Below are 12,282 nucleotides of genomic sequence, written 5' to 3' on the forward strand. Positions count from 1 at the left end.
TCACGGCCCTCCGGATCCGCTCCGGCCGGTGCCCGTGCCGCGCGCGGCGTCGGGGTCGCAGACACCCGGGCGCTCGTGCCAGAAGCGGTCGCTCGACAGCCGTCGCGCGACCATGATCAGCAACCCTGCCACCGCGATGAGGATGCCGATGACGAGCGGCGGGCCGAGCCCGAACCAGGAGGCACCGCTGTAGGAGTTGGCCGGGTCGGACATGTCGATGACGGATTCCACCAGCAGCCACAGCAGCAGCACGGCGCCGATCACCGGTCCCGCACCGATGAGCAGGAAGTTGCGGACGTTCTCGGTGAGATGGCGGCGGTAGTAGACCGCGCAGGCGATGCCGGTGAGCGCGTAGTAGAACGCGATGAGCAGCGAGAGTGCGGTGAGCGAGTCGAGCAGGGCGTTCTCGCTGATCTGGCTGACGACGAGGTACCAGACGATGGCGACGACCGCGACGGCCCAGGTGCTGACGTGGGGCGTACGGAAGCGCGGGTGGATCCTGGCGAAGGCGGCGGGCAGCGCGCCGCGCCGGGCCATGGAGAGCCCCGTCCGGGACGCGGGAATGATCGTCGTCTGGGTCGAGGCGAGGGCCGACGTGGAGACGGCCAGCAGGACGAGCCAGTCCCAGCCGCCGAGGACCTGCCCGGCGAGGGAGGCGAAGATGAACTCCTCCTCGGACGCGTTCTCGGCGAGGTAGGCCGGTCCGGCGAAGGCGACGACGGCGATCGTGACCGAGAGGTACGTGCCCAGCAGGATGACCGTCGACCAGATGCCGGCCCGTCCGGGGGCGCTGGCGGAGTTCTTGACCTCCTCGGTGAGGTTGACCGCGGACTCCCAGCCCCAGTACATGAAGACGCCGAGCAGCAGGCCGCCGGTCAGGGCGGCACCGCCCGCGCCGAAGGGGTTCAGCCAGGAGATCTGCGGGTCGACGGCGCCCAGCGAGCTGGTGCCCGCGTACACGCGCTGGATGGCCACGACGGCGAACGCGAGGAGCGACGCGACCTGGGCAAGGATGAGCACGTTCTGGACGTGCGCCGAGGCCTCGGTGCCGATGACGCAGATGGCGGTCATGACGAGGATGACCAGCACGGCGAGCAGCTGGCGTACGAGGTCGTTGGAGGCCCAGCCGTCGAGGCCCACGGTGAGCAGCCCGAAGCCGACGGCCACATCGGCGAGCGATCCGACGACGAGCACACCGGTCATCATGATCGCCCAGCCGCCGAACCAGCCGGCCCAGGGGCCCATGGCGCGGGTGACCCAGGAGAAGGTCGTGCCGCAGTCCTGGTCGACCCGGTTGAGGTAGAAGAAGGCCGATGCGATGAGCAGCATCGGCACGAAGGAGGCGAGCACCACTCCGGGCGCGTAGACGCCGACGAGTGCCACGACCGCGCCGATGACGGCGGCCAGTGAGTACGCGGGGGAGGTGGAGTTGATGCCGATGACGAGCGCGTCGAGGAAGCCGATCGCGTTGTGCTTCAGCTCTCCGGGCCCTTCCCGGCTGTGCGAGCTGGGCGGCGGAGGGAGGGTGTCCTTGACGTCATCGGCCATGTTTCCTCGCAGATCAGGACGATGTGTCGGTTTTATGCGAGTGTAGCCGGACGCGCCGCTCCTGGCCCGCGGAGTGGATCTCCCGCGTCGCGAGGCGCCCGGGGAGGGCGTGGGAAGGGCGCGACGGGGGAAGGGCGCGGTGCGGTCCGGGGCGTGCCCGGCACCGTCCATACCCCGTGACCGTCCGAGCCCCGGGGCTATGGCGTACGGACGGTGCCGGGGCACGGACGGTTACGGGGCGGGGCCGAGGGTGTCCGGCGCCTGGGCTGGGGCTGGGGCCGGGTCGGGGTTGGAGCGGCCGGGCACCGGGCGGGTGGCGACCGGTCGCGGCGGCCGGGGCACGCGGCGCCCCTACAGCTCGTAGACCGCGCCGGGTGCCGCCAGCTCGACCGGACCTTCGAAGACGGCCCGCGCGTCCGCGAGATTCCGCTCGGCGTCCGTCCACGGCGGGATGTGGGTCAGCACCAGACGGCCCACCCCCGCGCGGGCGGCGTGGGCACCCGCCTCCCGGCCGTTGAGGTGGAGGCCGGGAATGTCCTCCTTGCCGTGGGTGAAGGCCGCTTCGCAGAGGAAGAGGTCGGTGCCCTCGGCCAGGTCGACCAGGGTTTCGCAGACACCCGTGTCGCCGGAGTACGTCAGCGACCGGCCGCCGTGCTCGATCCGGATGCCGAAGGTCTCGACGGGGTGCGCCACCTTCTCGGTACGGACGGAGAACGGCCCGATCTCGAAGGCGCCCGGCTTCAGCGTGTGGAAGTCGAACACCTCGCTCATCGACTTGTCCGAGGGGGTGTCGGCGTACGCGGTGGTGAGCCGCTGCTCCGCACCCTCCGGCGCGTACACCGGGAGGGCGTCGCAACGGCCGCCGTCGTGGCGGTAGTAGCGGGCCACGAAGTATCCGCACATGTCGATGCAGTGGTCCGCATGCAGATGACTCAGGAAGACGGCGTCGAGGTCGTAGAGACCGATGTGTCGCTGCAGCTCGCCGAGGGCGCCGTTGCCCATGTCGAGAAGCAGCCGGAAGCCGTCGGCCTCTACGAGATAGCTCGAGCAGGCCGATTCCGCGGACGGGAACGACCCCGAGCAGCCGACGACGGTGAGCTTCATGGAGCTTGAACCTCCGTGGACGGTCGTCCGGTGGACGGGGAACGTGGGCGGGTGGCGGGAGTGCCGAGGCGTGCGCAGGGGAGGTCGTGCGGTGCGTCGAGCGTAAGGCGCGAAAGGGTTGAGCGCTCCTTCGCAGGTACCCGTTGTGGGAGAACTCACCTGCCCTGTCACCGGATAGGACGACGTGTGACGGTCGGGTGTGCGACACGCGCGGCACGGGATGCGCGCCGGTACCGTCTGGGGTATGGACACGTCGTGGTGGCTCGCGCTCGGCGCGGTGGTGGCGGTCGCGCTGCTGGCGGCCGTGACGCGGATGAGGCCCGGTGGCCGCCCGCGCGGGCCTGGTGGGAGACCGGCCGGGAGGGTGCCGACGAGGCCGCGGTTCCGTGCCCCGGGCGGGCGGCGGAACGGACCGGTGGAGGGCGGTGCGGCGCCTCCCGGGCCGGGGCTGCGTCCGCAGCCGGGCGAGATCTGGTGGGCGGACGTTCCGTACGAGGACGGGCCCGGCTCCAAGGACCGGCCCTGCCTGGTCCTGGCCGTGCACCGGGGCGCGGCGCGGGTGGCCAAGATCACCAGCCGCTACCACGACGAGCGCCCGGGCGTGATCCCGCTCCCGCCCGGCACGGTCGGCGACACACACGGACGCCCGAGCTTCCTGGAGACGGACGAACTGCGCGAGGTCCGGGTCCGGGACTTCCGCCGGCGGGTGGGTGCGGTGGACCCGCTGCTCTGGGACCAACTGCGGCACCTGTGACGGGTGACCGGCGACGAATGACGGGCTTCGGGTGACGCGCTTCGGCTGACGGGCGACTGGGGACCGGAGACCACCGCCGCCGACCACCGCCGGCGACCGGCCATCGCCACCGGCTACCGGCAACGGCGACCGGCGGCGTGGGACGAGCGGTGGCCCGTGGCAGCTGAGGTGAGGTGAGGTGAGGTGTGCGGTTGCTGCCCCGACGCCCGGGCCGGACGGCCGTTTCGTCGCCCGTGGAACGCCGGCATGCGGGTGCCCGAGGTGCCGCGGCGCGGCCCGTGGGCCGGTATGGGCCGGGTCTCTCCGGGCCGTGGGCACCGGCCCGGTCCTGGGCGGTCCCCGGAGCGGCCCAGGGGTTCCGGCCCGGAGAGTGGGGCGCGCTCCGGCTTACCCGTCGGCTCGACGCTTCCGCCTCGGGCCGGAGCGTGCCCCGCCGAGGCGGGGCACGCGGGGTGGTGTCCGCCGCGTCAGGCCCGGATCAGCCCCGCCGGGCCCGGATCAATCCCGACGGGCCCGGATCGGCCGCGTCATGCCCGGATCAATCCCGCCGAGGAACCGGCGCCGTCATGCCCAGAGCTGGCCCTGGAGGGTTTCGATCGCCGCCTCGGTCGTCGGGGCGGTGTAGACGCCGGTGGAGAGGTACTTCCAGCCGCCGTCGGCCACGATGAAGACGATGTCCGCGGACTCGCCCGCCTTCAGAGCCCTCTTGCCCACGCCGATCGCCGCGTGCAGCGCCGCGCCGGTGGAGACGCCCGCGAAGATGCCCTCCTGCCGGAGGAGCTCACGGGTGCGGGTGACCGCGTCGGCCGAGCCGACCGAGAAGCGGGTCGTCAGCACGGACGCGTCGTACAGCTCGGGGACGAAGCCCTCGTCGAGGTTGCGCAGCCCGTAGACGAGGTCGTCGTACCGCGGCTCGGCGGCGACGACCTTCACATCGGGCTTGTGCTCGCGCAGGTAGCGGCCGACGCCCATGAGGGTCCCGGTCGTGCCGAGGCCCGCGACGAAGTGGGTGATCGACGGCAGGTCGGCGAGGATCTCGGGGCCGGTGGTGGCGTAGTGGGCGCCCGCGTTGTCCGGGTTGCCGTACTGGTAGAGCATCACCCACGACGGGTTCTGCGCGGCGAGCTCCTTGGCCACCCGCACGGCGGTGTTGGAGCCGCCGGCCGCGGGCGACGAGATGATCTCGGCGCCCCACATCGCGAGGAGCTGCCGGCGCTCCTCGCTCGTGTTCTCCGGCATGACGCACACGATCCGATAGCCCTTGAGCGTGGCCGCCATCGCCAGGGAGATGCCGGTGTTCCCGCTGGTCGGCTCGAGGATCGTGCAGCCGGGCGTGAGACGGCCGTCCTTCTCGGCCTGCTCGATCATATGGAGCGCCGGGCGGTCCTTGACCGAACCCGTCGGGTTGCGGTCCTCCAGCTTGGCCCAGATGCGGACGTCCTCGGAGGGGGACAGCCGTGGCAGCCGGACGAGCGGGGTGTTGCCGACCGCGGCGAGCGGGGAGTCGTAGCGCATGGGGCGTCCGGCCGATCAGGCCATGCCGCCGGCGACGGCGGGCAGGATCGTCACGTTGTCACCGTCGGACAGCTTGGTGGAGATGCCGTCGAGGAAGCGGACGTCCTCGTCGTTCAGGTAGACGTTCACGAAGCGGCGGAGCTGCTCGCCGTTCGCCTCGTCGACGATCCGGGCCTGGATTCCGGGGTGCCGGGTCTCGAGGTCGGCGAACAGCTCGGCGAGCGTGTCCCCACTGCCCTCGACGGCCTTGGCGCCGTCGGTGTAGGTGCGGAGGATGGTCGGGATGCGGACCTCGATGGCCATGGCGTGGGCTCCTGTCGGGAGGGACGTAAGGGCGTTTGCGTACGGGCGCGCGGCTGGGCCCCCGCGCAGGGGCTGGTGCAGGATCGCTGCGTTCGCAGGCCGTTGGGCTCAGGCCGTGCGGGCGTCCGCGCAGCACGTACAGATGGCGCTGGACAGGCGGCACAGGTCGACGTGCAGCCGCGCCACGAGCAGCGGCGTGCCCGGCGTCTTCTCGCTCACGTCATGGGAAACCATGCGGTCATCGTAACGATTCCCGATCCCGCCCCCGGCATGTGATCCCACATGGTGAAACCGAACCGTTCACCTGACGGACAGCCGGGGTCAGTACGCCTCGACGACCTCGACCTCCTCCTCGGTGACCTCGCCGTCGAGGATCCGGAAGGAGCGGAACTGGAACGGGCCGGCGTCGTCGGTGTCCGCCGTGGAGACGAGCACGTAGTGGGCGCCGGGCTCGTTGGCGTACGAGATGTCGGTGCGCGACGGGTACGCCTCGGTCGCCGTGTGGGAGTGGTAGATGATCACCGGCTCCTCGTCCCGGTCGTCCATCTCCCGGTAGAGCTTCAGCAGGTCCGCCGAGTCGAACTCGTAGAACGTGGGCGAACGGGCGGCGTTGAGCATGGGGACGAAGCGCTCGGGCCGCCCCTGGCCTACCGGCCCCGCGACCACACCGCACGCCTCGTCGGGGTGGTCCTCGCGGGCGTGGGCGACGATCCGGTCGTACAGGGCCTGGGTGATGGTCAGCATGAGGACGAGAATAGGCGGACGACACCCGGGGCCGAGATCCGGGGACCACGGAGTGAGACCGGAGGGCGGGGGGCGAGCAGGGGTCGCCGGGAGGGCCCTGCGACGGACCGGGGGCGGGCCGCCGGGGAGGCGGGCCTCCGGGCGGGTTCCCGCCGACCGCCGGTCGGGATCTCACGGGGTCGCTCACGGACCGCCGGGCCGGGTTCCCGCTCGGTCGCCCACCACCGGACCGACGGGCTCTCACGCACCGCCCCGCCGGTCGGGATCTCACGGTCGCTCACGGACCGCCGGGCCGGGCTCCCGGTCGGTCGCGGCGAGCAGCGCGTGGACCGTGGTCTCCATCGTGCGGCGCGCGGTGGAGAGGTCGAGGCCGCTGCTGCGCCAGTGGTACCAGGCGCCCCATGTGGTGACCGCGTCCAGCCCGTTGAGCAGGTCGGCCCGGCGGTCCCCGGACAGCCGGTCCAGTTCCTCGGCGAAGACCTCGGCCAGCCGTCGCCGGGCGAAGTCGAGCACCTGCCGGGTGGCGAACTCGACCCGCTCGGACGGGTTCTCCAGCCGCATCATCGTCAACCGCGCCGGAGTGATCCACTCCAGGATCCGCGCACGCTGCTCGACGAGCGCGGCCACCCTCGCCCCCCTCGGCCCTTCGGCCGGCAGCGGCACGATCTGCGCTGCCAGTTGATCGAGTCGCCGGGCGATGGCGATGTCCTGGAGCTGGCCCATGTCGGCGAAGTGGTGGAACACCAGGCGCCGTGACACCCCGGCCCGCTCCGCCACCCGGTCCGCGGGGAACTGCGTCTCACCGTCGTCGAGCAGTGAGAGCAGCGCGTCGGCGATCCTCTCCCTGGTCTGGCGCCCGCGCTCGGTGCGGCCGTCCCGGGCCGGTCCGTCCCCGGCGTCGGGGCGCGCGCCGCCGCTCCCCCGGGGGCGATCCTGCGCCCGCCGGTCCGTCTGGTTCATTCGCTCCTCCATCCCTGCGTTGACATTGTTGCACTCACGATGCAAACGTGCTGCTTGCACACCAAGTGCAATCACTCCGCGCCCAGCCGGGCCGCCGCACGAGAGGGACCGCTTCCGCATGCTCCTGGCCGTAGGGCGCTGGTGCGCCCGCAGACCGAAACGGACCGCGGCCGCCTGGCTGCTGCTGCTCGTCGCCCTGGCCTCCGCCGTCGGGGCCTTCGGCAGCGTGACGAGCGAGGCCGTGACCATCCCCGGCAGCGACAGCCAGTCCGCGCGCGACGCGGCGGAGGCCTTCGACGACGCGGCCTCGGGCCGTCAGCCCGTGGTCCTGTACGCACCGGCCGGTGCAGCGCCACTCACCTCGCCCGGGCAGCGCAGAGCCGTCGAAGAGGCGGCCCGGGCCGTCGAGGGCGTCGACCATGTCGTGGCCGTCACCACCCCCTACGAAGCGGCGGGCGGAGGGCTCAGTGCCGACGGCCGCACGGGCAGGCTCACGGTCGAACTCGATGTCGGCGGCCGGGACATCACCCCGGAGACCACCCGCGCGGTCACGGACGCGGCCGCCCCCGCCACCCGCGCGGGAATCGAGGTGACGGCCGGCGGTGACCTCGCGGCGGCTGCGGACAAGGGCTCCACCGGGCACAGCGAGATCATCGGCGTCGCGGCCGCCTTCGTCGTCCTGGCGGTGGGCTTCGGCAGCCTGGTCGCGGCCGGGGTCCCGCTGCTCACGGGAGCCGTCGGCCTGGGCGTGTCCCTCTGCCTGATCGGCCTGGCGGGCCATCTGATGGACATGCCGTCCGCGGGGGCGACCATCGCGGCGATGATCGGCCTCGGTGTCGGCATCGACTACACGCTCTTCTGCCTGACCCGCTTCCGCGAACTGCTGGCGGCCGGGGTGGGCGTCGAGGACGCGGCGGCGCGCACCACCGCGGGGTCCGGAAAGGCGGTCGTGTTCGCGGGCAGTGCCGTCGTCGCCGCGCTCGCCGGGCTCGCGCTGGGCGGGCTTCCGCTGCTGCACGCGCTGGCCCTCGCGCCGGGCATCGCCGTGCTGCTGGCGATGGCGGCGACGCTCACCCTGCTGCCCGCCGTGCTGTCCCTGCTCGGGCCGCGACTCGCTCCCGGGGCGCGGGGCACACGACGGCAACGCGGCACGCGGAGCGAGACGGGCGCGCGGAGCAAGACGGGCGCGCGGAAGGGGCAGCAGAAGGGGCAGGGGGTACGGGACGACCGAGGCGAGCCGGGGGAACCGGGGGAACCAGGGGAAGGGGCCGCACGGCACGACCAGAGCGAGCCGGACGCGCGGCAGGAGCCGGGCCGGCGGGAGGAGGGGTCCGCTCCGGCCGGCTGGGGCCGGGTCGCCGCGTACGTCGCCTCCCGGCCGTGGCGCTGCCTGCTGGCGGGGCTGGTGCTGACCGGCGTACTCGCCGTCCCGGCAGCGCAGTTGACGTTCGGCCAGCTCGACGCGGGGGACAAGGCCCCCGGCACGGCGAGCCGTACCGCGTACGACCGCCTGGCCGATGCCTTCGGTCCCGGCGCCAACGGCCCTCTCCAGGTCGTGTCGACGCTGCCCACGGCCGCCTCCGGCCCGGACGACACCCGGATCACGACGGTGACCGCCGCGCTGCGCACGACCGCCGGGGTCGCCTCCGTCGGATCCGCGCAACTGGACGCGAGCGGTACGCGCGTGCGCTGGCAGGTCACCCCCACCACCGCGCCCTCCGACCCGGCCACGGCGGCACTGGTCGAGCGGCTCCGTGAGGAGACCCTGCCCGGAGCCACCGGGGCCACCGGGACCACCGGGATGGTCACCCATGTGGGCGGGGCCACGGCCGCGCAGGCCGACCTGAACGAGCGGCTCACCGCGCGGATGCCGCTGGTCGTCGGCTTCGTGCTCGCCGTCGCCGCACTGCTCCTGCTGGTGGCCTTCCGCTCCCCGGTCGTCGCGGTGAAGGCGGCGCTGATGAACCTGGTCTCGGTCGCCGCGTCCTACGGGGTGCTCACCGCCGTCTTCCAGTGGGGGTGGGGCGCGACCCTGATCGGGCTCGAAGGGCCGGTGCCGATACCCGGGTACGTCCCGCTGCTGATGTTCGCGGTGCTGTTCGGTCTGGCGATGGACTACGAGGTGTTCCTGCTGAGCGCGGTGCGCGCGGCGTACCTGCGCGACGGGGACAACCGGGGCGCGGTGATCGCCGGGCTCTCCGCAACGGGCCGGATCATCACCAGCGCGGCTCTGATCATGGTCAGTGTCTTCCTCGGCTATCTGCTGTCCGACGACCCCGTGGTGAAGATGGCCGGTATCGGCCTGGCCACGGCGGTCGCGCTGGACGCCACCGTGGTGCGCGGCGTGCTCGTACCGTCCACCATGGTCCTGCTCGGCCGGGCGAACTGGTGGCTGCCGGGCGCGCTGGACAGGCTGCTGCCGAGGCTGGCGATCGAGGACGACGGCCCCGGCGGCACCGCGCCGCCCCCGTCCCCGGGCGGCGCCGCGCCTCTGGCGGGCACCAGGGGCGCGTCATGACGCGGCGCCCCGCGGGCGGCCGCCGCCGTCGACGGCTGTGGGTATCCCTGGCGGCGGCTCTGGTGCTCGTCGCACTGCCGGTTGCCGACCGGGTCTGCGCGACCGTCGCCGAGAAGCGGATCGCGGAGCGGATCGCCGCCCGGCAGCATGCGCTGTCCGGCACTCCGCAGGTGACCATCGGCGGCTTCCCCTTCCTGCTCAGCGCGGCCCGGGGAGCCTTTCCGGCCGTCGAGGTGGAGGCGGACGCCGTGACCGAGGAGGGCCGGCCGGTACGGGCGACGGTGGAACTGCGTGAGGTCGCCGAGCGGGACGGCGGGTACGAGGCCGCGTCCGCCGAAGCCGACTTCACGGCACCGTTCGACTCCCTGGGCGCGGGTCTCGGGTCGGGCACCACGCTCTCGGCGGACGGGGCCGGCCGGCTGCGTGTCGTGAGCGAGGTCCTGGGCCTGCCCCTGACCGTCGTGGCCGAGCCGCGGCTGACCGGGCGCACGATCTCCCTGGTGCCGGTCACGGCCTCGTTCGCGGGCCGGCCGGTCGACCCCGCCGGCCCCCGGATCTCGGCGGCCTTCGCCGACAGGAAGGTCGTCGTGCCGGAGCTGCCCGCCGGCCTCACCCCGACCCGCGTCTCGGTCGACGACGCGGGGGTGACGCTCCACGCCCGGGGGGACGACGTCCGGTTCACCTGAGCCGGCGCCGGACCGGCGGCCGCCGGACACGCGAGCGGGGTACTCCGCGGTGTCCCGCAGCGGCGTCGGGTCGTGGCGGGCGGGGAGGCGCCGCCACGACCTGATGACCGGCGCGGCAGACGCCCGCCTCAGCCCACGGCGTCCGCGTGGCCGGGGGTGCTCCGGCCGGGCCGCGGGTCGCGCTTCTTGAGGACGGCCCAGCCGACGGCCAGTCCGATGCCCCAGACCGCGCCCACCACCAGGGAGATCCGGGAGTCCCTGTCGTAGGCGATCATGCCGGTCACGGCGATCAGGAAGACCAGGGCGACCCAGCTGAGCCTGGCGCCGCCGGGGGCGGGGAAGGAGGAGGCGGGCAGGCGGCCGGCCTCGACCGCGCGGCGGTAGCGGATATGGCTGACGAGGATCGTCATCCACGTCCAGACGCCTGCCGCGGTGGCGACCGAGACGACGTAGCCGAACGCCTTCTCCGGGACGACGTAGTTCAGGAGCACGCCCACGCCCATCAGCGCGACCGAGACGGCGATGCCCACGGCCGGGGTTTTGCGGGCGTTGAGGCGTCCGAACGACCGCGGCGCCTCGCCGTTGGACGCCAGGTCGCGCAGCATGCGGCCGGTGGAGTACATGCCCGAGTTGCAGGACGACAGCGCGGCGGTCAGGACCACGAAGTTGACGATGCCGGCGGCGAGCGGAATGCCGATCCTGTCGAAGGCGTGGACGAACGGGCTCTCGCCCGCGGAGAACTCGGTCCACTTCACTACGGAGAGGATCACCACGAGGGCGCCGACGTAGAAGATGATGATGCGCCAGGGCAGCGTGTTGATGGCCTTGGGGAGCGTCTTCTCGGGGTTCTCGGACTCGCCGGCTGTGACGCCGACGAGTTCGACGGCGAGATAGGCGAACATGACGCCCTGCAGGGTCATCAGGCTGGAGCCGATGCCGTTGGGGAAGATCCCGCCGTGTGCCCAGAGGTTGGAGACCGAAGCGGTGTCGCCGGCGTCGGAGAAGCCGAGGGTGAGCACTCCGAGGCCGATCACGATCATGCCGATGATCGCGGTGACCTTGACCATCGAGAACCAGAACTCGACCTCGCCGAAGATCTTCACCGAGATCAGGTTGACGCCGAAGAGCACCACCAGGAACACCAGGGCGCTGACCCACTGCGGGATCCCCGGGAACCAGAAGTGCATGTAGATGGCGGCGGCGGTGAGTTCCGCCATTCCGGTGACGACCCACATCAGCCAGTACGTCCAGCCGGTGACGAACCCGAAGAACGGGCCGAGGAACTCACGGGCGTACTCCGCGAAGGAACCCGAGACGGGCCGGTAGAGCAGCAGTTCGCCCAGCGCCCGCATGATGAAGAAGATGACCACGCCCGCGAGGGCGTACATCAGGATGATGCCGGGTCCGGCCTTGGCGATGTTCGCCCCGGCTCCCATGAAGAGACCCACGCCGATGGCACCGCCGATGGCGATCATCTGCACCTGGCGGCTGCCGAGCCCGCGCTCGTAGCCTTCCCGCGAAGTGCCCCCGGCCTCACCGGCGTGGTCGTCGACCTGCAACGAGGTCATGGTTGTTGCGCCTTTCTCCATACCGTTCCACGCCGTCGTGATGCGGCAGCGGGCCGGTCCTGATCCCCCCGGATACCGATGGAGTGCCACCGGCGGTCTGCCGGTCCGAGCGCTCCCGGGGACATGGGTGGCGTCCCCGGCAGATCGTGAAGATGTATCACGGCCGGAAGCCCGTCCGATTCGCCGCGATGTGGCACACCACACAGCAACAAGCGGACAATCCGCCTGTGAAGCGACAAACAGGGGCGCGTAAGCAATGCGATCTTTATCCTGATTTGACCGTCTGCTGAACGATCGCCGGATACCTCGGCCGGGCAGGCCGCCAGGGCCGGCGGCGCGTCGCACGGCAGGCGAAACCCGCCCCGCCGCGCCCCTCCGCGCCGCCACCGGGCACACCAGACACATCTGGCTCATGCTCATCAGGCGCATCAGGCACCAGACACCAGGCACACCGGTACGGCGCCCGGCCGCACGCGCCGGACGCCGCATCGTCACGGATACCCCGCCCTCCCGGCGCCGCGTCGTCACGGATACCCCGCCCTCCGGGCGCCCGGCCTCCCGGACGCCGAGACCCCGGCCGCC

Annotated in this window: 11 protein-coding genes; 3 read left to right on the plus strand and 8 right to left on the minus strand. The window is 72.5% G+C overall.

The features are described 5' to 3' along the window. Both DDW44_RS09545 and DDW44_RS09550 read right to left on the minus strand, forming a co-directional pair. Positions 1–1,548, minus strand: a complete 1,548-nt coding sequence (locus tag DDW44_RS09545) for an APC family permease (RefSeq protein ID WP_108906154.1) — start codon at positions 1,546–1,548, stop codon at positions 1–3. A 351-nt stretch (positions 1,549–1,899) separates the two neighbouring features. Then, positions 1,900–2,652, minus strand: a complete 753-nt coding sequence (locus DDW44_RS09550; protein WP_017948019.1) for an MBL fold metallo-hydrolase — start codon at positions 2,650–2,652, stop codon at positions 1,900–1,902. A gap of 244 nt (positions 2,653–2,896) precedes the next feature. On the opposite strand from DDW44_RS09550, the gene DDW44_RS09555 reads away from it, so the two are divergent. Continuing rightward, positions 2,897–3,406, plus strand: coding sequence for a type II toxin-antitoxin system PemK/MazF family toxin (locus tag DDW44_RS09555; RefSeq protein WP_208647951.1), 510 nt, complete (start codon positions 2,897–2,899; stop codon positions 3,404–3,406). 564 nt (positions 3,407–3,970) lie between these two features. On the opposite strand, the gene DDW44_RS09560 is transcribed toward DDW44_RS09555, so the two are convergent. The 5 genes from DDW44_RS09560 to DDW44_RS09580 all read right to left on the minus strand — a co-directional run bounded on the left by DDW44_RS09560 (position 3,971) and on the right by DDW44_RS09580 (position 6,928). After that, on the minus strand, positions 3,971–4,921 hold the full coding sequence (locus DDW44_RS09560; RefSeq protein WP_108906155.1) for a PLP-dependent cysteine synthase family protein: 951 nt from the start codon (positions 4,919–4,921) through the stop codon (positions 3,971–3,973). A gap of 15 nt (positions 4,922–4,936) precedes the next feature. Beyond that, the gene (locus DDW44_RS09565; RefSeq protein ID WP_018891608.1) at positions 4,937–5,224 is read right to left on the minus strand and encodes a MoaD/ThiS family protein; all 288 of its coding nucleotides are present in this window, start codon (positions 5,222–5,224) and stop codon (positions 4,937–4,939) included. A 108-nt stretch (positions 5,225–5,332) separates the two neighbouring features. Further along, positions 5,333–5,458 carry a putative leader peptide gene (locus tag DDW44_RS33175; protein WP_017948015.1) on the minus strand — a complete coding sequence of 42 codons (126 nt, stop codon included), beginning with the start codon at positions 5,456–5,458 and terminating at the stop codon, positions 5,333–5,335. Between the two features lie 87 nt (positions 5,459–5,545). Next, a complete protein-coding gene (locus tag DDW44_RS09575) occupies positions 5,546–5,968 on the minus strand; it encodes a M67 family metallopeptidase (RefSeq protein WP_017948014.1) in 423 nt (140 codons plus the stop codon). Between the two features lie 267 nt (positions 5,969–6,235). Further along, positions 6,236–6,928: a TetR/AcrR family transcriptional regulator gene (locus DDW44_RS09580; protein ID WP_018891606.1), complete on the minus strand. Its 693-nt coding sequence runs from the start codon at positions 6,926–6,928 to the stop codon at positions 6,236–6,238. 118 nt (positions 6,929–7,046) lie between these two features. Here DDW44_RS09580 and DDW44_RS09585 point away from each other — a divergent pair, with 118 nt between their 5' ends. After that, complete coding sequence (locus DDW44_RS09585; protein ID WP_108906156.1) at positions 7,047–9,446, plus strand: MMPL family transporter; 2,400 nt, start codon at positions 7,047–7,049, stop codon at positions 9,444–9,446. Continuing rightward, positions 9,443–10,132, plus strand: coding sequence for an LmeA family phospholipid-binding protein (locus DDW44_RS09590; RefSeq protein ID WP_108906157.1), 690 nt, complete (start codon positions 9,443–9,445; stop codon positions 10,130–10,132). Before DDW44_RS09585 ends, DDW44_RS09590 begins: the two co-directional genes overlap by 4 nt. 128 nt (positions 10,133–10,260) lie before the next feature. Here the strand turns inward: DDW44_RS09590 and DDW44_RS09595 are convergent, their stop codons facing one another. Then, positions 10,261–11,700 carry an amino acid permease gene (locus DDW44_RS09595; protein ID WP_108906158.1) on the minus strand — a complete coding sequence of 480 codons (1,440 nt, stop codon included), beginning with the start codon at positions 11,698–11,700 and terminating at the stop codon, positions 10,261–10,263. Positions 11,701–12,282: the final 582 nt, after the last annotated feature.

The sequence above is a fragment of the Streptomyces tirandamycinicus genome (assembly GCF_003097515.1).
GTDB lineage: Bacteria > Actinomycetota > Actinomycetes > Streptomycetales > Streptomycetaceae > Streptomyces > Streptomyces tirandamycinicus.

Coding starts and splice junctions, on each gene's coding strand:
- DDW44_RS09580 (WP_018891606.1), bottom strand. CDS start 6,928: ATGAACCAGACGGACCGGCGGGCGCAGGATCGCCCCCGGGGGAGCGGC.
- DDW44_RS09590 (WP_108906157.1), top strand. CDS start 9,443: ATGACGCGGCGCCCCGCGGGCGGCCGCCGCCGTCGACGGCTGTGGGTA.
- DDW44_RS09560 (WP_108906155.1), bottom strand. CDS start 4,921: ATGCGCTACGACTCCCCGCTCGCCGCGGTCGGCAACACCCCGCTCGTC.
- DDW44_RS09565 (WP_018891608.1), bottom strand. CDS start 5,224: ATGGCCATCGAGGTCCGCATCCCGACCATCCTCCGCACCTACACCGAC.
- DDW44_RS09545 (WP_108906154.1), bottom strand. CDS start 1,548: ATGGCCGATGACGTCAAGGACACCCTCCCTCCGCCGCCCAGCTCGCAC.
- DDW44_RS09550 (WP_017948019.1), bottom strand. CDS start 2,652: ATGAAGCTCACCGTCGTCGGCTGCTCGGGGTCGTTCCCGTCCGCGGAA.
- DDW44_RS09555 (WP_208647951.1), top strand. CDS start 2,897: ATGGACACGTCGTGGTGGCTCGCGCTCGGCGCGGTGGTGGCGGTCGCG.
- DDW44_RS33175 (WP_017948015.1), bottom strand. CDS start 5,458: ATGGTTTCCCATGACGTGAGCGAGAAGACGCCGGGCACGCCGCTGCTC.
- DDW44_RS09585 (WP_108906156.1), top strand. CDS start 7,047: ATGCTCCTGGCCGTAGGGCGCTGGTGCGCCCGCAGACCGAAACGGACC.
- DDW44_RS09595 (WP_108906158.1), bottom strand. CDS start 11,700: ATGACCTCGTTGCAGGTCGACGACCACGCCGGTGAGGCCGGGGGCACT.
- DDW44_RS09575 (WP_017948014.1), bottom strand. CDS start 5,968: ATGCTGACCATCACCCAGGCCCTGTACGACCGGATCGTCGCCCACGCC.